This window comes from Streptomyces lienomycini, assembly GCF_027947595.1.
Taxonomy (GTDB): Bacteria; Actinomycetota; Actinomycetes; order Streptomycetales; family Streptomycetaceae; genus Streptomyces; species Streptomyces lienomycini.
In genome coordinates this window covers 6,657,180-6,678,508 of the sequence record NZ_CP116257.1, presented here as the reverse complement: position 1 = coordinate 6,678,508, position 21,329 = coordinate 6,657,180, and the positions used below count along the sequence as shown (strand labels likewise).

17 protein-coding genes are annotated in these 21,329 nt (G+C 72.1%); 10 read left to right on the top strand and 7 right to left on the bottom strand.

All coding sequences use genetic code 11. The features are described from left to right. Positions 1-54 precede the first annotated feature (54 nt). Positions 55-2,316, top strand: a complete 2,262-nt coding sequence (gene recD2 / locus BJ961_RS30455; RefSeq protein ID WP_271415989.1) for an SF1B family DNA helicase RecD2 — start codon at positions 55-57, stop codon at positions 2,314-2,316. Between the two features lie 237 nt (positions 2,317-2,553). Further along, entirely contained in the window at positions 2,554-3,843 is a 1,290-nt protein-coding gene (locus BJ961_RS30450; RefSeq protein WP_271415988.1) for a citrate synthase, read from the top strand. Positions 3,844-4,498: 655 nt separating this feature from the next. On the opposite strand, the gene BJ961_RS30445 is transcribed toward BJ961_RS30450, so the two are convergent. Further along, complete coding sequence (locus tag BJ961_RS30445; RefSeq protein ID WP_271415987.1) at positions 4,499-5,539, bottom strand: LysR family transcriptional regulator; 1,041 nt, start codon at positions 5,537-5,539, stop codon at positions 4,499-4,501. A 132-nt stretch (positions 5,540-5,671) separates the two neighbouring features. Between BJ961_RS30445 and BJ961_RS30440 the strand changes: the two genes are divergently transcribed. Together BJ961_RS30440 and BJ961_RS30435 are read left to right on the top strand one after the other, a co-directional pair. Next, the gene (locus tag BJ961_RS30440) at positions 5,672-6,511 is read left to right on the top strand and encodes an SDR family oxidoreductase (RefSeq protein ID WP_271415986.1); all 840 of its coding nucleotides are present in this window, start codon (positions 5,672-5,674) and stop codon (positions 6,509-6,511) included. Then, positions 6,508-7,107, top strand: coding sequence for an anthrone oxygenase family protein (locus tag BJ961_RS30435; protein WP_271415985.1), 600 nt, complete (start codon positions 6,508-6,510; stop codon positions 7,105-7,107). Before BJ961_RS30440 ends, BJ961_RS30435 begins: the two co-directional genes overlap by 4 nt. A 66-nt stretch (positions 7,108-7,173) precedes the next feature. Here the strand turns inward: BJ961_RS30435 and BJ961_RS30430 are convergent, their stop codons facing one another. The 4 genes from BJ961_RS30430 to BJ961_RS30415 form a co-directional block, all read right to left on the bottom strand. Further along, positions 7,174-9,468, bottom strand: a complete 2,295-nt coding sequence (locus BJ961_RS30430; protein WP_271415984.1) for a heavy metal translocating P-type ATPase — start codon at positions 9,466-9,468, stop codon at positions 7,174-7,176. 38 nt (positions 9,469-9,506) lie between these two features. Further along, positions 9,507-9,749, bottom strand: coding sequence for a heavy-metal-associated domain-containing protein (locus BJ961_RS30425; RefSeq protein ID WP_271415983.1), 243 nt, complete (start codon positions 9,747-9,749; stop codon positions 9,507-9,509). 75 nt (positions 9,750-9,824) lie between these two features. Then, positions 9,825-10,415: a GNAT family N-acetyltransferase gene (locus tag BJ961_RS30420; protein WP_271415982.1), complete on the bottom strand. Its 591-nt coding sequence runs from the start codon at positions 10,413-10,415 to the stop codon at positions 9,825-9,827. 99 nt (positions 10,416-10,514) lie between these two features. Further along, on the bottom strand, positions 10,515-10,706 hold the full coding sequence (locus tag BJ961_RS30415; protein WP_271415981.1) for a helix-turn-helix transcriptional regulator: 192 nt from the start codon (positions 10,704-10,706) through the stop codon (positions 10,515-10,517). A 693-nt stretch (positions 10,707-11,399) separates the two neighbouring features. Here BJ961_RS30415 and mmsA point away from each other — a divergent pair. Continuing rightward, positions 11,400-12,902: a CoA-acylating methylmalonate-semialdehyde dehydrogenase gene (gene mmsA / locus BJ961_RS30410; RefSeq protein WP_271415980.1), complete on the top strand. Its 1,503-nt coding sequence runs from the start codon at positions 11,400-11,402 to the stop codon at positions 12,900-12,902. A 58-nt stretch (positions 12,903-12,960) separates the two neighbouring features. Here mmsA and BJ961_RS30405 read toward each other — a convergent pair whose 3' ends face one another. Beyond that, positions 12,961-13,818, bottom strand: coding sequence for a hypothetical protein (locus BJ961_RS30405; RefSeq protein WP_271415979.1), 858 nt, complete (start codon positions 13,816-13,818; stop codon positions 12,961-12,963). A gap of 218 nt (positions 13,819-14,036) precedes the next feature. Here BJ961_RS30405 and BJ961_RS30400 point away from each other — a divergent pair, with 218 nt between their 5' ends. The 3 genes from BJ961_RS30400 to BJ961_RS30390 all read left to right on the top strand — a co-directional run bounded on the left by BJ961_RS30400 (position 14,037) and on the right by BJ961_RS30390 (position 19,664). Further along, a complete protein-coding gene (locus tag BJ961_RS30400; RefSeq protein WP_271415978.1) occupies positions 14,037-16,685 on the top strand; it encodes a CocE/NonD family hydrolase in 2,649 nt (882 codons plus the stop codon). Further along, positions 16,682-17,581 (top strand): ABC transporter permease, encoded by a 900-nt coding sequence (locus BJ961_RS30395; protein WP_271415977.1) that lies wholly within the window; start codon positions 16,682-16,684, stop codon positions 17,579-17,581. Before BJ961_RS30400 ends, BJ961_RS30395 begins: the two co-directional genes overlap by 4 nt. 151 nt (positions 17,582-17,732) lie before the next feature. Next, positions 17,733-19,664 carry an AMP-dependent synthetase/ligase gene (locus tag BJ961_RS30390; protein ID WP_271415976.1) on the top strand — a complete coding sequence of 644 codons (1,932 nt, stop codon included), beginning with the start codon at positions 17,733-17,735 and terminating at the stop codon, positions 19,662-19,664. A gap of 62 nt (positions 19,665-19,726) precedes the next feature. On the opposite strand, the gene rdlB is transcribed toward BJ961_RS30390, so the two are convergent. Next, positions 19,727-20,128: a rodlin RdlB gene (rdlB, locus tag BJ961_RS30385; RefSeq protein WP_271415975.1), complete on the bottom strand. Its 402-nt coding sequence runs from the start codon at positions 20,126-20,128 to the stop codon at positions 19,727-19,729. Between the two features lie 261 nt (positions 20,129-20,389). Between rdlB and rdlA the strand changes: the two genes are divergently transcribed. After that, a complete protein-coding gene (rdlA, locus tag BJ961_RS30380) occupies positions 20,390-20,785 on the top strand; it encodes a rodlin RdlA (RefSeq protein WP_271415974.1) in 396 nt (131 codons plus the stop codon). Between the two features lie 286 nt (positions 20,786-21,071). Continuing rightward, a complete protein-coding gene (gene chpD / locus BJ961_RS30375; protein ID WP_271417215.1) occupies positions 21,072-21,299 on the top strand; it encodes a chaplin ChpD in 228 nt (75 codons plus the stop codon). Positions 21,300-21,329: the final 30 nt, after the last annotated feature.

Genomic DNA, 21,329 nt, shown 5'->3' with positions numbered 1-21,329 from the left:
CTGAGAAGGCGACTCCCCGACCGTCCTGTCACACCTCACCGGTACCGTCGCACCATGCCCAACCAGCCCCCCGCGGCCCCCGGCGAACGCCGGCTCGCCACCCTCGAAGGCGTTCTGGAGAGGATCACGTACGCCAATGAGGAGAACGGCTACACGGTCGCCCGCGTCGACATCGGCAGAGGCGCCGGCGACCTGCTGACCGTCGTCGGCGCGCTGCTGGGGGCGCAGGCGGGGGAGTCGCTGCGGATGGAGGGACGCTGGGGGTCGCATCCCCAGTACGGCAAGCAGTTCCACGTGGAGAACTACACGACGCTGCTGCCCGCCACCGTGCAGGGCATCCGGCGTTACCTCGGGTCCGGGCTGGTCAAGGGCATCGGGCCGGTCTTCGCGGACCGGATCACGCGGCACTTCGGGCTCGACACCCTCACGATCATCGAGGAGGAGCCCAAGCGGCTCATCGAGGTACCCGGCCTCGGGCCCAAGCGGACCAAGAAGATCGCCGACGCCTGGGAGGAGCAGAAGGCGATCAAGGAGGTCATGCTCTTCCTCCAGACCGTCGAGGTGTCCACCTCCATCGCGGTGCGGATCTACAAGAAGTACGGGGACGCCTCCATCTCCGTGGTGAAGAACCAGCCCTACCGCCTCGCCGCCGACGTCTGGGGCATCGGCTTCCTCACCGCCGACAAGATCGCCCAGTCGGTCGGGATCCCGCACGACAGCCCCGAGCGGGTGAAGGCCGGGCTGCAGTACGCCCTGTCGCAGGCCACCGACCAGGGCCACTGCTACCTCCCGGAGGAGAGGCTGATCGCCGACGCGGTGAAGCTGCTCCAGGTGGACACCGGGCTCGTCATCGAGTGTCTCGCCGAGCTGGCCGCCGAGCCGGAGGACCCGGACGGCGACCCCGGTGTCGTACGGGAGAAGGTGCCCCACTCCGAGGGCGGCGAGCCCGTCACCGCCGTCTACCTCGTCCCCTTCCACCGCGCCGAGCAGGCCCTCGCCGGACAGCTGCGCCGCCTCCTGCACACCGGCGAGGACCGGATGCCCGGCTTCCAGGACGTGGCCTGGGACAAGGCGCTCGGCTGGCTGAAGCAGCGCACCCGCGCCGACCTCGCCCCCGAGCAGGAGGCGGCGGTCAGGCTCGCGCTCACCGAGAAGGTCGCCGTCCTCACCGGCGGTCCCGGCTGCGGCAAGTCCTTCACCGTTCGCTCGATCGTGGAGCTGGCGCGGGCCAGGAAGGCGAAGGTCGTGCTCGCCGCGCCGACCGGCCGGGCCGCCAAGCGCCTCGCCGAGCTGACCGGCGCCGAGGCGTCCACCGTGCACCGGCTGCTGGAGCTGAAGCCCGGCGGCGACGCGGCGTACGACCGGGAGCGGCCGCTCGACGCCGACCTGGTCGTGGTGGACGAGGCGTCCATGCTGGACCTCCTCCTCGCCAACAAGCTCGCCAAGGCCGTACCACCGGGGGCCCACCTGCTGCTCGTCGGCGACGTCGACCAGTTGCCCAGCGTGGGGGCCGGGGAGGTGCTCCGGGACGTGCTGGCGCCCGGCAGCCCCGTGCCCGCCGTCCGCCTCACCCGCGTCTTCCGCCAGGCCCAGCAGTCGGGCGTCGTCACCAACGCGCACCGGATCAACGCCGGGCAGCACCCCGTCACCGACGGCATGAAGGACTTCTTCCTCTTCGTCGAGGACGACACCGAGGAGGCGGGGCGGCTCACCGTCGACGTCGCCGCGCGACGCATCCCCGCGAAGTTCGGGCTCGACCCGCGCCGGGACGTGCAGGTGCTGGCCCCCATGCACCGGGGACCGGCCGGCGCCGGGACGCTGAACGGGCTGCTCCAGCAGGCCGTCACCCCGGGCCGCCCGGACGTACCGGAGAAGCGCTTCGGCGGCCGGGTCTTCCGGGTCGGCGACAAGGTCACCCAGATCCGCAACAACTACGACAAGGGCGAGAACGGCGTCTTCAACGGCACCGTCGGCGTCGTCACCTCGCTCGACCCCGTGGACCAGCGCCTCACCGTGCTGACCGACGAGGACGAGGAGGTGCCGTACGACTTCGACGAGCTGGACGAACTGGCGCACGCCTACGCGGTGACCATCCACCGCTCGCAGGGGAGCGAGTACCCGGCGGTGGTGATCCCCGTGACGACCGGCGCCTGGATGATGCTCCAGCGGAACCTGCTGTACACGGCGGTCACCCGGGCGAAGCGGCTGGTCGTGCTCGTCGGGTCGCGCAGGGCGATCGGGCAGGCGGTGCGGACGGTGTCGGCCGGGCGGCGGTGCACGGCGCTCGACTTCCGGTTGGCGGGCCCTCGCCCTTGAAACCTTGCGGTAAACCCTCTGACCTGTGTGAAATAAATGATCGATCAAACGAGTCGGAAACGTCACACAGCACTTCCGGATGGGCGCGGAAGCGGGCAGGATGAGCAAGTTGGCGGCACTGAGTGCCGCCAATAGGCCCGATGGTCGACCCCGAGTGCACTCTCCTGAGCCAAGTGGGGGATGGTAGAGACAGTCAGGGCACCTCGAAGATGAGGCACTACGTCGGTGAGGGAAGACGTGAGCGACAACTCTGTAGTACTGCGGTTCGGCGATGGCGAGTACACCTACCCGGTGATCGACAGCACCGTCGGCGACAAGGGCTTCGACATCGGGAAGCTCCGCGCCCAGACCGGTCTGGTGACGCTGGACAGCGGTTACGGCAACACCGCCGCCTACAAATCCGCCATTACCTATCTGGACGGCGAAGCCGGCATCCTCCGGTACCGCGGCTACCCGATCGAGCAGCTGGCCGAGCGCTCCTCCTTCGTGGAGGTCGCCTACCTGCTGATCAACGGCGAGCTGCCGACCGTCGACGAGCTGTCCTCGTTCAAGGACGAGATCACGCAGCACACCCTGCTGCACGAGGACGTCAAGAACTTCTACAAGGGCTTCCCGCGCGACGCCCACCCGATGGCCATGCTGTCGTCGGTGGTCTCGGCGCTGTCCACCTTCTACCAGGACAGCCACAACCCGTTCGACGAGCGTCAGCGCAACCTCTCGACGATCCGGCTGCTCGCGAAGCTTCCGACGATCGCGGCCTACGCGTACAAGAAGTCGATCGGCCACCCGTTCGTCTACCCGGCGAACAACCTCGGCTACGTCGAGAACTTCCTGCGCATGACCTTCTCGGTGCCGGCGCAGGAGTACGAGCTGGACCCGACGGTCGTCGCGGCGCTCGACAAGCTGCTGATCCTGCACGCGGACCACGAGCAGAACTGCTCGACGTCCACGGTCCGCCTGGTCGGCTCCTCGCAGGCGAACATGTTCGCCTCGATCTCCGCCGGCATCAACGCCCTCTGGGGCCCGCTGCACGGCGGCGCCAACCAGTCGGTGCTGGAGATGCTGGAGGGCATCCGCGACGCGGGCGGCGACGTCGACTCCTTCATCCGCAAGGTGAAGAACAAGGAGGACGGCGTCCGCCTGATGGGCTTCGGCCACCGGGTCTACAAGAACTTCGACCCGCGCGCCAAGATCATCAAGGCCGCCGCGCACGACGTCCTCTCCGCCCTGGGCAAGTCCGACGAGCTGCTGGACATCGCCCTGAAGCTGGAGGAGCACGCGCTCTCCGACGACTACTTCGTCTCGCGCAGCCTCTACCCGAACGTCGACTTCTACACCGGCCTGATCTACCGGGCCATGGGCTTCCCGACCGAGATGTTCACGGTCCTGTTCGCCCTCGGCCGGCTGCCGGGCTGGATCGCCCAGTGGCACGAGATGATCAAGGAGCCGGGTTCCCGCATCGGCCGCCCGCGCCAGATCTACACGGGCGTCGTCGAGCGCGACTTCGTCCCGGTCGAGGAGCGCTGAGCCGACAGGCACCCCCGCAGCGCACCCGGTCGCCGCGCACCTGGTGAGTCCCGTACCGCCCCGAGTGGTACGGGACTTCTCCGTGCCCGGAATCGTTCGGAACGGGTCGGGAACAGCAGAAGGCGCCCTGGCGCCGGTCCCCCCACGGGCCGACGATCCAGGGCGCCTTCCCATGCCCCGGTGCGGATTCCCCCCACGGGATCCGGCCGGGCGTCTGTGAGGACAGCGCCTGAATTCGCTGTGTCGTGCTGGTGATGCTCGCCGCGGTCTGCCGGGACAGCGCACGCCCGGGAGGGCCGCTCAAAGCTTCCCGGTGTACGTGTCCCGGCAACGCAGCTCTGGGAAAGTCCCCCAAGACATCCCCAGATGCCAGGTGGCGCCCCCCAAGACGCTGCCTGACATCGCCAACTTAGACCTTCGAACCCCTTCGATGGTTACGTTCGCATCACTGTGATCTGCGTCTCTTGCATATGTCCGTTAGGTGCGCAAGAGCCCCGTACGTCGCACGGGACTCAAGCGTAAGGAAGATGCGCGAGCCTTGTGAAGAGCTTATGTGAGGCGAGTGCCGGACTCCAGAGGCGCAGCCCCACGACCTGCGTGAAATGCGGACCAGTCGTCGCGGCTCGTCCGCCCCCCTGTCACGGCGCGGCGGCGCCTACGCGGTCGCGGTCAGTGGCTCGGGGTGCGCCGCCACGTAGTCGCAGGCCGCTTCGGAGAAGGCGCGTATGCGGTTGTTGTCCGCGGCGGAGAGCCAGACCAGGCGCCACTCGTATGCCGGGGCGCCCTCGACCGGGACGAACGCCACGTCGGGGCGGGCGTCGTACACACGCGCGTGGGTCGGGACGGGGAAGACCCCGTGGCCCGCGCCGACCAGCGCCCACATCTCCTGGACACTGCCGAATTCCGTGCTCCTGCCGGCGGCCCGGCCCCCCGGCGCTCCGGCCAGGGGGAACGACGGCGCATCCGCCTGTCGCCCGGCGAACAACTGCTCCGCGCCCTCGGGAGCGCGCCACCGGGCCGTCTGCCCGGGGGCGGTCCTCCCGGCCGTCTGCCCGGGAGCGGAGGCCCCCACCGCCCCTTCCGGAGACGCCCGCGGCCGCAGCACCTCGTACCGCGCGAGCTCCGCCACGTCCACCGCCTCCCGCCGCGCCAGTGGATGCCGTGCCGAGACGGCGAGCATCGGCGCCTCCCGGAACAGCACCGGGCCCGCGCTGTGCTCCGGTGCGAGCGCCGACACCGGAGCCGCGAAGTTGTCGATGAGCAGGACGTCGATCACGTCGTCGCGCAGTGGCGCCGTCCCGTCCGTGAAACGGCTCTCGCGCAGCCGTACCTCGCATCCCGGATGCCGGGTCCGCAGCAGCTCCGCCGCGCGCACCACGAACTCCGCGGTGGCCGTCCCCAGGAACCCGACCCGCAGCACTCCGTCCACGCCCCGGCCCGAGGCCATGGCGCGCGCGAAGGCGTCCAGGACGGCCTGGTGCGCGGGCTTCAGATCCTCGAAGAGGCGCCGCCCGATCGCGGTGAAGGCCACCCGCCGGCTGGTCCGCTCGAAGAGGGCCGCGCCGACCGACCGCTCCAGCTTCTGGACCGTCTTGCTGACCATGGCCACCGAGACGTGCAGCCGCTCGGCACTGCGCCCGAAGTGGAGTTCCTCGCCGACCGTCAGAAAGATCTCGATCTCACGCCGCTCCACCACGCCCCCAACCGTCAACCCACGGGTCAACGATCCTTGCACGATTGCCCATTGATGGTGATCCCCGGGCGGCCGAAGCTGGGAGCACACCGCAGGAAAGCGGTCCCGAAGCGCCACCCACGAAAGGCGATCACCATGACGTCCCCCGCACTCACCCTGGTCCTGGGCGGAACCGGAAAGACCGGACGCCGTGTCGTGCGTCGGCTGACCGGTGGCGGCCACGTGGTCCGGATCGGCTCACGGACCGGCGGAATCCCCTTCGACTGGAACGACTCCACGACCTGGCAGCCCGCCCTGACCGGCGTGGACGCCGTCTACGTCTCCTACCAGCCGGACCTCGCCGTGCCCGGCGCCCCCGAGGCGATCGGCGCCTTCGCCGAGCTGGCCGTACGGACCGGAGCACGCCGCCTCGTGCTGCTCTCCGGGCGCGGCGAGCCGGAGGCCGAGGCGTGCGAGAAGGCGCTGGCGGCTTCGGGTGCGGAATGGACGGTCCTGCGTGCCTCGTTCTTCGCCCAGAACTTCAGCGAGGGCGACTTCCTCGGTCCGGTCCTCGACGGGGAACTCGCGCTGCCGGTCGGGGACGTCGAGGAGCCGTTCGTCGATGCCGACGACATCGCCGAGGTCGCCGCCACCGTCCTGGCCGAAGGCGGCCACACCGGCCGCACCTACGACCTGACCGGGCCCAGGCTGCTCACCTTCGCGCAGGCCACAGCCGCGATCGGCGCGGCGACCGGCCGCGAGATCGGCTACGTCACCGTCCCCGCGGAGGCCTACGCGGCCGAACTCGCCGCGCACGGAGTCCCGGCCGCCGTCACCGACCTGCTGACCTACCTGTTCACGAGCGTCCTCGACGGCCGCAACGCCTGTCTCGGAGACGGCGTCCGGCAGGTCCTCGGCCGGCCGGCCCGCGACTTCACCGACCACGTCGCCGAGGCCGCGGCCACCGGCGTCTGGACCCCGGGGGCCGCCTCGTGAAGACCACGCAGACCGGTACCCTGCTCGCCGCCGTCATCTCCTCCGGCCTGATGGCGGGACTCTTCGCAGCCTTCGCCTACTCCGTGATGCCGGGGCTGCGCGGTACCTCCGACCACACGTTCGTCGCGGCGATGCAGGGCATCAACAAGGCGATCCTCAACCCCGTGTTCATGCTTCCGTTCATGGGGACGATCCCGCTGATCGCGCTGGCGGTGTTCCTCGCCCGGCGCGGCCACGGGCGGCCCGCGCTGCCCTGGCTCGTCGCCGCGCTCGTGCTGTACCTGGTCGCGTTCGCGGTGACCGTCGCGGCCAACGTCCCGCTCAACGACCAGCTGGAGCGGGACGGCACGCCGGGCTCCATCGGCGACCTGGCCGCCGTCCGCGAACGGTTCGAGGCGGCCTGGGTCACCTGGAACATCGTGCGCGCGCTGCTGCACACGGCGGCCTTCGCCTGCCTGGCCTGGGCCCTGGTCCTGTACGGCGCGGACCGGTTCCGCACCGACCGGGCAGCGGCGCCCACCTCCGGCATCTCGCCGGCGTACGGGTACGGCGCCGGTCACGAGCGGCCCTTCACGACCGGCGCGAGCAGCATGTGAACGCGAGCAGCATGTGAACAGGAGTGCGACGGCCCGGCCGCGGCCGGTTCGGGGACCGGTGCGGGGCTATCGGAAAGCGCGCAGCCGGAGGCTGTTGGTGACCACGAAGACCGAGGAGAAGGCCATCGCCGCGCCCGCGATCATCGGATTCAGGAGCCCGGCGGCGGCCAGCGGCAGCGCGGCCACGTTGTAGCCGAAGGCCCACACGAGATTGCCCTTGATCGTGGCCAGGGTGCGCCGTGACAGCCTGATCGCGTCCGCCGCGACCCTGAGGTCCCCGCGCACCAGCGTCAGGTCGCCCGCCTCGATCGCCGCGTCCGTCCCCGTGCCCATCGCCAGACCCAGGTCCGCGGTGGCGAGCGCCGCCGCGTCGTTGACGCCGTCCCCGACCATGGCGACCGTACGGCCCTCGCCGCGCAGCCGCTCCACCACCGCGACCTTGTCCTCGGGCAGCACCTCGGCGATCACCTCGTCGATGCCGACGGCCGCCGCGACCGACTCGGCCACCCGGCGGTTGTCGCCGGTCAGCAGGACGGGGGTCAGGCCCAGCCGGCGCAGCTCGGCCACCGCCTCGGCGCTGGTCTCCTTCACCGCGTCGGCCACGGCCACGACCCCGCGCGCCTCCCCGTCCCAGCCGACGACGACGGCCGTACGGCCCCGCTGCTCGGCCTCGTCGCGGGCGGCGGACACCGCGGGCGGGAGGACGTCGTACAGGCGCCCCACGGCCACCTCGCGGCCCTCCACGCGGGCGCGTACGCCGCGCCCGGGGACGTTCTCGAAGTCCTCGACGTCCGGCAGCGTGCCGAGCCGCTCCTCCGCGCCGGCGGCGACCGCGCGGGCCACGGGGTGCTCGGAGGCGTGCTCCACGGCGCCCGCGAGCCGCAGCAGTTCGTCCGCGTCGGCGCCCTCGGCGGCGTACACCTCGTGCAGGGTCATGCGGCCCGTGGTGACGGTGCCGGTCTTGTCCAGGACGACCGTGTCGACGCGCCGCGTGGACTCCAGCACCTCCGGGCCCTTGATGAGGATGCCGAGCTGGGCGCCGCGGCCGGTGCCGACCAGCAGCGCGGTCGGCGTCGCGAGGCCCAGCGCACACGGGCAGGCGATGATCAGGACGGCGACGGCCGCGGTGAACGCGGCGACCGTGTCACCGGTGGTACCGAGCCAGCCGCCGAAGGTGGCGAACGCGATCAGCAGCACGACGGGGACGAAGATCCCCGAGATGCGGTCGGCGAGCCGCTGCACCCGCGCCTTGCCGCTCTGCGCGTCCTCCACCAGCTTCGCCATCCGCGCCAGCTGCGTGTCCGCGCCCACCCGGGTCGCCTCGACCACCAGCCGGCCCCCGGCGTTGACCGTGGCGCCGGTGACGGTGTCGCCGACGGCGACGTCCACCGGCACGGACTCGCCGGTCAGCAGCGAGGCGTCCACGGCCGAGGCGCCCTCGGCCACCGTGCCGTCGGTGGCGATCTTCTCGCCGGGGCGTACGACGAACCGGTCGCCCACCGCCAGCCGGGCCACGGGTATCCGCACCTCGCGCCCCTCCCGCAGGACGGCCACGTCCTTGGCGCCCAGCTCCAGCAGGGCCCGCAGCGCGGCGCCGGCGCGGCGCTTGGAGCGGGCCTCCAGCCAGCGGCCGAGGAGGAGGAACGCGGTGACCCCGGCGGCCGCCTCCAGGTAGATCGAGGAGGCGCCGTCGGCGCGGGAGACGGTGAGGTCGAAGCCGTGCCGCATGCCCGGCATGCCCGCGTCGCCGAGGAACAGCGCCCACAGGGACCAGCCGAACGCCGCCAGCGTGCCGAGCGAGACCAGCGTGTCCATGGTGGCCGCGCCGTGCCGCACGCCCGTCCAGGCGGCGCGGTGGAAGGGCAGCCCGCCCCAGACCACGACGGGCGCGGCCAGGGTGAGCGAGAGCCACTGCCAGTTGTCGAACTGCAGCGCCGGGACCATCGCCAGCAGGACCACGGGGGCGGCGAGGAGGGCCGAGACGACCAGACGCCGGCGCAGGGCCGACATCTCGGGGTCGTCGTCGCCGGACGCCTCGGGGCCGGGACCGTCGGCGGGCTCCGGCGGCGGCGCGGGCTCCTCGGCGGTGTACCCGGTCTTCACGACGGTCGCGATCAGGTCGGCGACCTCGGTGGTCGCCGGGTAGGCGACCCGGGCCTTCTCCGTCGCGTAGTTCACCGTGGCGGTGACGCCGTCCATGCGGTTGAGCTTCTTCTCGACGCGGGCCGCGCAGGAGGCGCAGGTCATGCCGCCGATGAGCAGCTCGACCTCGGCGAGGCCGGGATCGGGGCCCGGGTCTGGGCCGGGGCCGGGAGCGTCGGTCGTCGCGGCGGTAGGGGTGTCCGCGGTGGTGCTGGTCATGGTCCGGACTCCAGGACGGGGGCGGGGTGCGCCGGGGCTCAGACCCGGCCGACGAGCTCGAAGCCCGCCTCGTCCACGGCGGCACGCACGGCCGCGTCGTCGAGAGGGGTCTCGGAGACGACGGTGACCTCGCCGGTGGAGGCGACGGCCCGCACCGAGCCCACGCCCGCGATCTCGGAGATCTCGCCGGAGACGGCGCCCTCGCAGTGGCCGCAGCTCATTCCGCTCACCTTGTAGACGGTGGTGACGGAGCCCTGGGTGGTGTCGGTCTGGGCGGTCATGTGGTTGCTCCTCGTCGGTAGGTGCAGGGGCGGGTACGAGTGGTCCGGCCCGGACCACTCACTGCCACCTTACCCCTAGGGGGTATGAAGGCGGGGCTCACCCGTCCCCTGCGTCGCCTCCGTACGCCGCCACTCGTGATCGAGGACCGCCATCAGCACCTCGTCCACCCACACGCCGTCGCGCAGGGCCGCCTCCCGCCGTACCCCCTCCACCACGAAACCGGCCTTCTCGTACACCCGCCGGGCCCGGGGGTTGTCCGCGTAGACCTCCAACTCGACGCGATGCAGGCCCACCTGCTCGAAGGCGTGCCCGACGACGAGCCGGGTCGCCTCGCTGCCCAGCCCGCGGCCGCGGCCCCGGGGCCCGAGCAGGGTGCGGAAGGTGCAGCTGCGGGCCGACGGGTCCCACGCGTACAGGACGACCTCGCCGACGAGTTCGCCGGTGGCGCGGTCGGTGACGGCGAGGTCGAGCCGGTCGGGATCGGCGGTGCGCACGCCGTACCAGGAACGCAGCCGGTCGAGGGAGAGTTCGGTGGTCGGCTCGAAGGTGAAGCGGACGACCTCCGGATCGTTGACGATCTCCCACATCACGTCGGCGTCCTCGACGGTGAACGGCCGCAGGACGGTCTTGTCGCCGGTGAGCACGGGTTTCTCGGAGAAGTCCATGCACGGCACTGTGCCCCACCCGGCGGCGGGGCACAGAACGGTTTTCCCTCCGTCCCTCAGTCCCCCCCCCGTGCGCTCCGTTGTCCCTCTGTCCCGTCGCTACCGGTCCCGGTTGCGGGGGCGGGACGCCACCCAGGCCCGGACCGTGTCCGCGTACCAGTAGGGCTTGCCGCCCTCCACATGGTCGGGCGGAGGCAGCAGCCCGTGCTTGCGGTACGACCGCACGGTGTCCGGCCGGACCCGGATGTGGGCCGCGATGTCCTTGTAGGACCAGAGCCTTCGGTCGGTCACTAGTCGCACCTCCCCGCGCGCACCACGGCGGCGACCGGGGACGGCCGCGGGGGGAGCCGGGTGCTGCGCTGGCGATCACCAAGCCTGTTCCGGGTGAACGACGCGGAGTGACGGGCGGTCAGGGGCCGTTCCTGGATGTGACGGAAGACCCGCGCAGGCGTGACATGTGTGACCCGGACGGGGCATTCGTGACAGGAGTGACACAAAGGCGTACGCCGTCGACGGGCGTGGCGCGGCGGTCGCGGTGGTCGGCCGCTCCGCCGACCGGACCATGTCGTCCGAATGTCCGGACAAAACATTGACAGGCCGCACGCGCGGGGCTAGAAACCGGGGAGACGCAAGGGCGGGCAAGAAGGGAACGCGATGGCGCACGACCCGATGGCACACGGTCCGGTCGCCGGTTCCCCCACCGAACGCCTCCGGCGCGGGAAGGCCGCCTCGCCCTGGCAGGAGCGAGGCACGAGCGCCAACTCCCCGCTCGCAGCTCCTCCGCGCCGGAGGTTCCCGCGTCCCGCCCCGACCCGCCCCGCCGTGGCGCGGGCCGCCCACACTGCCCCACGTGTCTACGTGGACGCCCGAACCGCAGACACAGTGTCGGGCGCGTCCGGCGTGCCCGGCTGCTGGGATGGAGTCACGGCAGCACCCACGGCACGTCTCGACCCGTCGCCGCCCTCTGTGAAGGAGTTCTCGGTCATGACGAACATCGTCAACCACTGGATCGGCGGCAAGACCGCCGAAGGCGTCTCGGGCAGCTACGGGCCGGTGACGGACCCGGCGACCGGCGAGGTCACCACCAAGGTCGCCTTCGCCTCCGTCGACGAGGTGGACGCCGCGGTAGCCGCCGCCAAGGAGGCCTACCTGACCTGGGGGCAGTCCTCCCTGGCCCAGCGGACCTCGATCCTCTTCCGCTTCCGGGCGCTGCTGGACGCGCACCGCGACGAGATCGCCGAGCTGATCACCGCCGAGCACGGCAAGGTGCACTCCGACGCCCTCGGCGAGGTCGCGCGCGGCCTGGAGATCGTCGACCTGGCCTGCGGCATCACCGTGCAGCTCAAGGGCGAGCTGTCGACGCAGGTCGCCACCCGCGTCGACGTGTCCTCCATCCGGCAGCCGCTCGGCGTGGTCGCGGGCATCACGCCGTTCAACTTCCCGGCGATGGTGCCGCTGTGGATGTTCCCCATCGCCATCGCCTGCGGCAACACCTTCGTGCTCAAGCCCAGCGAGAAGGACCCCTCGGCCGCCGTGAAGGTCGCCGAGCTGCTCTCCGAGGCCGGTCTGCCGGACGGCGTCTTCAACGTCGTGCACGGCGACAAGGTGGCCGTGGACCGCCTCCTGGAGCACCCGGACGTCAAGGCCGTCTCCTTCGTCGGCTCGACCCCGATCGCCCGCTACATCCACACCACCGCCTCCGCCCACGGCAAGCGCGTGCAGGCGCTCGGCGGCGCCAAGAACCACATGCTGGTGCTGCCCGACGCCGACCTCGACGCGGCGGCCGACGCGGCGGTCAGCGCGGCCTACGGCTCGGCCGGCGAGCGCTGCATGGCGATCTCCGCGGTCGTCGCGGTCGGTGCCGTCGGCGACGAGCTGGTGGAGAAGATCCGCGAGCGCGCCGAGAAGATCAAGATCGGCCCCGGCACCGACCCGTCCTCCGAGATGGGCCCGCTCATCACCAAGGCGCACCGCGACAAGGTCGCGTCCTACGTCGAGGGCGCGGCGGCCGAGGGCTGCGAGGTCGTCCTGGACGGCACCGGCTACACGGTCGACGGCCACGAGGACGGCCACTGGATCGGCATCTCCCTGCTGGACCGGGTACCGACCACGGCGAAGGCGTACCGGGACGAGATCTTCGGCCCCGTCCTGTGCGTGCTGCGTGCCGAGACGTACGAGGAGGGCGTGGCCCTCATCAACGCCTCGCCGTTCGGCAACGGCACCGCGATCTTCACCCGGGACGGCGGCGCGGCCCGCCGCTTCCAACTGGAGATCGAGGCCGGCATGGTCGGCGTCAACGTGCCGATCCCGGTCCCCGTCGGCTACCACTCCTTCGGCGGCTGGAAGGACTCCCTCTTCGGCGACCACCACATCTACGGCAACGACGGCACGCACTTCTACACCCGCGGCAAGGTCGTCACCACCCGCTGGCCCGACCCGGCCGACGCCCCGGCGGGCGTGGACCTGGGCTTCCCGCGCAACCACTGAGACGGCGCGGACGCCCCCGGCCCGCCGAGCGACACGGGCGGACCGGGGGCGTCGGCGGTCACTGGCCGATCGCCGCGTCCCGCTGCTCCCTGACCTGTTCGGTGAGGTCGCCGGTCTGGGCGGCGGGCGGAGCCGTGATCTTCTCGGTGGCGCCGAACTTCACGAAGTCCATGCGCACGGTCATCCCGGCGCCGGACTGCGAGATCCGCACCGGCAGGTCCTTGCCGTCGACCCAGATGTCGCAGGTCAGCTTCCCGCCGCTCGCCTCCAGGGCGGCGATGGCGGCCTTCTTCTCGGCGCCGGTGAGCTTGGACTTCTCGACATGCTCCGCGCCGACGCTGCCCCGGTAGTGCGTGGCCTTCTTGCCGAGGACGGTCTCCTCGCCGAGGTCCTTCACCTCCGTGGAGGCCGTCATGTAGCGCAGCGCCGCCGTCGGGTCGGCGTTGGCCGCCATGTTGTCGGCGCCCGCCTCGCCGGTCACGGCGGCGACGTCCACGCGCATCCACTCCTTGCCCGCGAGCGGGCCGCTCGGCTGGGGATCGACGTCGTAGAAGTAGGCGCCGTCGACCATGACGACCCGCGTCGTCGGATCGTCCTGGACGGCGCTCATCTGCGCGGCGGCGGTGTCCATCTCGACGTCCATGGCCGCCCCGTCCCCCCAGGAGTACGTGCCGTCCATGGAGACCGGCTCGCCGCCGGCGGCGTCCAGCGTGGTCGTCGTCCTGACCTCGGCGGAGCCCAGCTCCTCGGTCCGGTCGGAGGCCCGGGTGAGGGCCGCCACGACCGTGTTCCCCTTGTCCACGGCCCGGTCGGCGGTCTCCGCCGCCGACTTCGCGCCGTCCGAGCCGCACGCGGTGGCCGTGACCAGCGCGACCGCCGTGAGCCCCACCCAGGCCGCGGTGTAATTCAGCTTCATGAGTCCCCACCCGTTGCCGTGTCCCTGTGATTCACCTGTGCGAAAGACACTACCGGGGCCCACCGACAGCGTCCGGACGACGGACGGCGGCGGCCGCCGGCCCCGACCGGTCTACCGCGCCCGTGGTACGCGCGAGCGGCACCGTACGTCCGTGGGAGGGCCCCCGGTTCACCCCCGGGAGGGCCTCCGTTGTCGGCGGCGGCCCGTACCGTTGACGCATGGATCTTCGACTGCCCCGCGTGCGAGGGCTGCTACGGGGGCCGCGGCGGATGCTCTCCGCCGCGGCCGCCGTCGTCGTGCTCGCCGGCGCCGGGACGTGGACGGCCGCCGCCGGTGACGACCCGGCCCCGGTGCGCCGCGCCGACCGGGTCGCGGCGGTGGGCGACGGAGTGCGCCTGGACACCTCGTACTTCACGTCCGGATCCGGCGGCCGCCGCCCGGCCGTCCTGCTCGCCCACGGCTTCGGCGGCAGCAAGGACGACGTACGCGAGCAGGCCGAGGACCTCGCCCGGGACGGGTACGCGGTCCTCACCTGGTCGGCGCGCGGCTTCGGGAAGTCCACGGGGAAGATCGGGCTGAACGCGCCGGACGGCGAGGTCGCCGACGTGTCCCGGCTGATCGACTGGCTCGCGGAGCAGCCCCAGGTCGAGCTGGACAAGGACGGCGACCCCCGCGTGGGCATCGCGGGCGGCTCCTACGGCGGCGCGGTCGCGCTGCTCGCCGCCGGGCACGACACCCGCGTGGACGCCGTCGCCCCGGCGATCACCTACTGGAACCTGGCGGACGCGCTGTTCCCGAACGGCGTCTTCAAGAAGCTGTGGGCCGGCATCTTCGTCAACTCCGGCGGCGGCTGCGACCGGTTCGAGGCCGACCTGTGCCGCATGTACCAGCGGGTCGCCGAGTCCGGCACGCCCGACGCCGCGGCCGTGAAGCTCCTGGAGCAGCGCAGCCCGCAGGCGGTGGGCGAGCGGATCAAGGTGCCCACCCTGCTCGTGCAGGGGCAGACCGACTCCCTCTTCCCGCTCGGCCAGGCCGACGCCGCGGCGAAGACGATCCGGGCGAACGGCGCCCCCGTGGACGTCGACTGGATCGCGGGCGGACACGACGGCGGCGACCTGGAGAACGACCGCGTCCAGGCACGCATCGACGGCTGGTTCGACCGCTACCTGAAGGACGACAAGGGCGCCGACACCGGCCCCGGCTTCCGCGTCACCCGCACCGGAGGCGTCGACTCCACCGACGGACAGGCCCAGTTGCGCGGCGCGAGCGCCGACCACTACCCGGGTCTGGCGAACGGACAGCGGTCCGTGCCCCTGGGCGGCCGCGAGCAGAGCGTCGACAACCCGGCCGGCGCCAACCCGCCCGCCGTCTCCGCCCTCCCCGGCATCGGCGGCGGAGGGCTCTCCCAGCTCTCCTCGCTCGGCGTCGGGATCTCCCTGGACTTCCCCGGCCAGTACGCCGCCTTCCAGTCCGCCCCCATGACCGACGACCTGCGGATCACCGGCTCGCCGACCGCCACCGTCCACGTCCGCTCCACCGCCGAGGACGCCGTCCTGTTCGCCAAGGTGTACGACGTCGGCCCCGGCGGCACCTCGCCCGTGCTCCCCTCCCAGCTGGTCGCCCCCGTCCGCGTGGAGGACGCCGAGGCGGGCAAGGACGTCACGGTCACCCTCCCGGCGATCGACCACGAGGTGGAGAAGGGCCACCGACTCCGCCTGGTCCTCGCCTCCACCGACCTCGGCTACGCCTCCCCGGCCGCCCCGGCCACGTACACCGTCTCCCTGAAGGGCGACCTGTCGGTACCCACCGCGCCCGGCGTGACGACCGCAGCCGCCCCGCTGCCCGCCTGGGTGTGGTGGCTGCCCCTGGCCGGTGCCGCCGTCGCGGTGATCCTGCTGTGGACGGGCCGCCGCCGCACCACCGCGCCCGCGCCCGCCCCCGCGCTCGCCGACGTGCCCCTGCAGATCACCGGTCTGAGCAAGCGCTACGCCGGGTCCGCCGAGCGGTACGCGGTGCGGGAGCTGTCGTTCCGGGTCGAGAAGGGGCAGGTGCTCGGCCTGCTCGGACCCAACGGCGCGGGCAAGACCACCACCCTGCGGATGCTGATGGGCCTGATCAAGCCGGACGACGGCGAGATCCGGGTCTTCGGCCACGCCATCCGGCCCGGCGCCCCGGTGCTGTCCCGGGTCGGCGCCTTCGTCGAGGGCGCCGGTTTCCTGCCGCACCTGTCGGGGCGGGAGAACCTGGAGCTGTACTGGCGGGCCACCGGCCGTCCGCCCGAGGACGCCCATCTGGACGAGGCCCTGGAGATCGCCGGGCTCGGCGACGCGCTCGCCCGCGCCGTGCGCACCTACTCGCAGGGCATGCGCCAGCGGCTCGCCATCGCCCAGGCGATGCTCGGCCTGCCCGACCTGCTCATCCTCGACGAACCGACCAACGGCCTGGACCCGCCCCAGATCCGCGAGATGCGCGAGGTGATGATCCGCTACGCGGCGGCCGGCCGCACCGTCATCGTCTCCAGCCACCTGCTGGCCGAGGTCGAGCAGTCCTGCACGCACCTCGTGGTCATGGACCGGGGCCGGCTGGTCCAGGCGGGCCCGGTCGCCGAGATCATCGGCTCCGGCGACACCCTCCTCGTCGGCACCGACCTGCCCGTGGACGAACCGCTCGTGGACAAGGTCGCCGCCCTGCCCGGCGTCGCCTCGGTCGTCCACACCGACGACGGGCTCCTGGTCCGCCTCGACACCACCGGCACCGCACCCGCCCTGGTCGCCGAACTCGTCCGGCTGGAGGTGCCCGTGGCGTCGGTCGGCCCGCACCGCCGCCTGGAGGACGCCTTCCTCACCCTGATCGGAGGTTCCGCATGAGCACGCCCACCAGGCCGGCCACGACCGGGCCCGCGCCCGACCCGGCGTCCGTGTCCGAGTCCGCGTACGGCTACCGGGCGGGCCGCACCCTCCCCCTGCGGGTGGAGCTGGTGCGCCAGCTCAAGCGGCGCCGCACCCTGGCCATGGGCGCGATCCTCGCCGCGCTGCCGTTCGTCCTCGTCGCCGCCTTCGCGATCGGCGGCGAGCCGGACGGCCCCGGCGACCGCATCACCCTCATGGACACCGCGACCGCCTCCGGCGCCAACTTCGCCGCCGTCAACCTCTTCGTCTCGGCCGGCTTCCTGCTGGTCGTCCCGGTCGCCCTGTTCTGCGGGGACACCGTGGCCTCCGAGGCGAGCTGGTCCTCCCTGCGCTACCTGCTCGCCGCGCCCGTGCCGCGCGCCCGGCTGCTCGCGTCCAAGCTGGCGGTCGGGCTCGGGCTGAGCCTGGCCGCGATGGTGCTGCTGCCCCTGGTGGCGCTGGCCGTGGGCACCGTCGCCTACGGCTGGGGGCCGCTGGCCATCCCCACGGGCGGTTCGCTCGCCCCGGGCACGGCCGCCACGCGCCTGGTGGTGGTCGTGGCGTACATCTTCGTCTCCCAACTGGTCACCGCGGGGCTCGCGTTCTGGCTGTCCACCCGGACCGACGCCCCGCTCGGCGCGGTCGGCGGCGCCGTCGGCCTCACCATCGTCGGCAACGTCCTGGACGCCGTGACCGCGCTCGGCCACTGGCGCGACTTCCTGCCCGCGCACTGGCAGTTCGCCTGGGCGGACGCCGTCCAGCCGAACCCGGAGTGGTCCGGCATGATCCAGGGCGCCGCCGTCTCGGTCACCTACGCGCTCGTGCTGTTCGCCCTGGCCTTCAGGGGGTTTGCCCGCAAGGACGTGGTGTCCTAGCCGACGCGGGACCAGGCCGACCGGCCGGCCCGGCACCGTGTCCGGTCCGCCCATTGACGTTTCCTTACGCGTGAGTAAGTTTACTCCCAAGTAAGTTCATGGGTCAGTTGCACGCGACACCGCAGCAGTCCAACCGCGACCGGGAGCCGTCATGGGCGTACGCAGGGACCTGAAACGGGCGAAACGGCGCGGCGGCCCGGCCTCCCGCGCCAGGACCGAGACCGTCAGGGACGCTCGCGGCACCGTCCGCGAGGCCCGCACCGCCCCCCTCGCACCCCGGCCCACCACGGGCAGCACCGCCGACATCCCGTTCACCAACGCGGCCGAGGCCCCCGACGCGGTGGTCCTGCGCCGCGAGGTGAACGGCGTCTGGCGGCCCGTCACCGCCGCCGGGTTCGCCGACGAGGTGACCGCCGTGGCCAAGGGCCTGATCGCCGCCGGTCTGGAACCCGGCGGCCGGGTCGCCGTCATGTCCCGCACCCGCTACGAGTGGACGGTCCTGGACTTCGCGATCTGGGCGGCCGGCGGCCAGTCCGTCCCCGTCTACGCCACCTCCTCCGCCGAGCAGGTCGAGTGGATCGTCCGCGACTCCGGCGCCCGGTACGCCGTCACCGAGACCGCCGCCCACACCGCCACCGTCCGGGCCGGCACGGCCGACCACTCCGAGCGCCCGCGCGTCTGGGAACTCGACGCCGGCGCGCTCGCCGACCTCACGGCCCTGGGCCTCGGCGTGAGCGACGAGGAGGTCACCAAGCGCCGCGGCGCCCTCGCCCCGGACTCGGTCGCCACCGTCTGCTACACCTCCGGCACCACCGGCCGCCCCAAGGGCTGCGTCCTCACCCACGCCAACCTGCACGCCGAGGCCGCCAACACGGTCGAGCTGCTGCACCCGATCTTCAAGGAGGTCACCGGCCAGACCGCCTCGACCCTCCTCTTCCTGCCACTGGCCCACATCCTGGGCCGCACCATCCAGATCTCCTGCCTGCTGGCCCGCATCGAGATCGGCCACTTCCCGAGCATCAGGCCCGACGAACTGCGCCCCGCGCTCAAGTCGTTCCGCCCGACCTTCCTGGTCGGCGTCCCCTACCTGTTCGAGAAGATCCACGACACCGGACGGGCGACCGCCGAGAGGATCGGCCGCGGCGCCTCCTTCGAACGCGCCCACCGCCTCGCCGTCCGCTTCGGCGGAGCACACCTGGCACGCTTCCTCGGCCGCGGCAAGGGCCCCACCCCCGGCCTGTGGGCGGGCTGGGCCCTGTACGACCTGCTGGTCTACCGCCGGGTCCGGGGCGAGCTGGGCGGCCGGCTGCGCTACGCCATCAGCGGCGGCTCCCCGCTGGAGAGCGACCTCAACCTGTTCTTCTACGCCGCCGGAATCATGGTCTACGAGGGCTACGGCCTGACCGAGACCACCGCCGCCGCCACCATCGTCCCGCCGCTCGGCCCCCGTCCCGGCACCGTCGGTCCGCCGGTCCCCGGCACCGCCGTGCGCATCGCGGACGACGGCGAGGTCCTCGTCAGGGGCGGCATCGTCTTCGGCGCCTACCGCGGCAACCCCGAGGCCACCGAGGAGGCCCTCACCGACGGCTGGTTCGCCACCGGTGACCTCGGCTCCCTCGACTCCGACGGCTACCTCACCATCACCGGCCGCAAGAAGGACCTCCTGGTCACCTCCGGCGGCAAGAACGTCTCCCCGGCCGTCCTGGAGGACCGTCTGCGCAGCCGCCCGCCCGTCGCCCAGTGCCTCGTCGTCGGCGACAACCGGCCCTTCGTCGCCGCCCTGATCACCCTCGACCCGGACGCCGTCGCCCACTGGCTGGCGGTGCGCGGGCTGCCCGCCGACACCCCCCTGTCCGCGATCGTGCGCGACGAGCGGATGCGCGCCGACGTCCAGAAGGCCGTGGACCACGCCAACGCGGCCGTCTCCCGGGCGGAGTCGATCCGCGCCTTCCGCCTGGTCGAGGGCGAGTTCACCGAGGAGAACGGACTGCTGACCCCGTCCCTGAAGGTCAAGCGGCACGCGGCCGTCGCCGCGTACGCGGACGACATCGAGGCGCTGTACACGGCCCCGAAGCGCGACTGACGGCACGCGAAAGGGGCGGGCCGCCGATGTGCTCGGCGACCCGCCCCCGGTCGGGGCCGTTGTCAGCGCCCGCCGCCCTCCCCGTTGGCGGACAGGATCGAGACGTCCTCCAGGAGGTGGGCCAGCGCACCGTCGCGCTTGGCCTGCGTCGAGTTCTCGGCGCACTGCTGGTTCATGTCGTCGCCCAGGACGTTCAGGTCCTGGATCGGCACGAGACCGATGACGCTGACCGGGACGTCGCTGACCGCGATGCAGGGCTTGTTGAACGAACCCTGGATGAGCGCCATCTGCGGGCTCATGTTGCCCGTGGTCATCGAGTTGCCGAAGTACTGCGAGGCGCCGTTCCCGTTGGCCGAGACGGGCCCGCTGTCGTCGCCGATCGCCATCGCCTGCGGGGCAGCGGCAGCGGAGGCGCCCATGACGGAGGCGGCGATCGCCGCGTAGGCAACTACCTTCTTGATCACTGGCAAGTCCTTTCTGAGGAAACCCCGTCCACCGGAGCGCACTGGTCAACTCCGCGACTCCGGTCGGGTTTCTCCCGTTCACTCCGTCGGCGGACAACGGGAAATGTGTACGGGTCCGCCGTCCCTCCGGGGTTCCGGCGGTTTTTGCGGCGTTTTTGAGATCCCGTGCGGGCCAACCGGGTGAACGCCCGCAACCAATCATCGCGCATCGGGTTGATGAGGCCGTAGGACAGTGCGTCGCTACGACGAAAGGAACGCGAAGTGCTCAAGAAGGCAATGGTCGCCGCGGCGGCTGCCGCTTCTGTGATCGGCATGTCGGCTGCCGCCGCTCCCCAGGCCCTGGCCATCGGGGACGACAACGGGCCGGCCGTGGCCAACGGCAACGGCGCCGAGTCGGCGTTCGGCAACTCGGCGACCAAGGGCGACATGAGCCCCCAGCTGTCGCTGGTCGAGGGCACGCTGAACAAGCCGTGCGTCGGCCTCGAGGACATCAACGTCGCCGTCATCAACCTCGTGCCGATCCAGGACGTCAACGTCCTGGCGGACGACCTGAACCAGCAGTGCGCGGACAACTCCACGCAGGCCAAGCGGGACGGCGCCCTGTCGCACGTCCTCGAGGACCTGTCGGTGCTGTCGGCCAACGGCGAGGGCCGCTGAACCCTGCCCCGCCCGGCGCGGGCGGCCCGCTGACTTCCGCGTGGGCCGCCCGGCCGTGAACGGTCGGGAACTCGTCGGGGAGCGGATGGACGTCGTCGCTCTCCTGGGGGAACGGCCGGACCGAGTTGTGGGGCATCCGAGTGAATTCCGGGGTGTCCCACGTTCGGTAGTTTCTCCGGCCGTCAATTCCTCGTTTGCAGGCTGCAGGTCATGGTGCGAGCCGTCAATGCTGTGCTCGCGCGGTTTCGGCCGTCATTCAGGCATGACCGCAGAGAAGGGAAAGTTCATGAAGAAGAGCGCTGCTGTTGTCGCGGGCGCGATCATGGCCCTCGGCATGGCCGCCCCGGCCTTCGCCGACGCCGGTGCCGAGGGTGCCGCCATCGGCTCCCCGGGCGTCCTGTCCGGCAACGTCATCCAGGTTCCCGTGCACGTTCCCGTCAACGTGTGCGGCAACAGCATCAACGTGGTTGGTCTGCTGAACCCGGCGTTCGGCAACGAGTGCGAGAACGACTGACGTCGTACCGCACCGACCGGCTGCGTCATG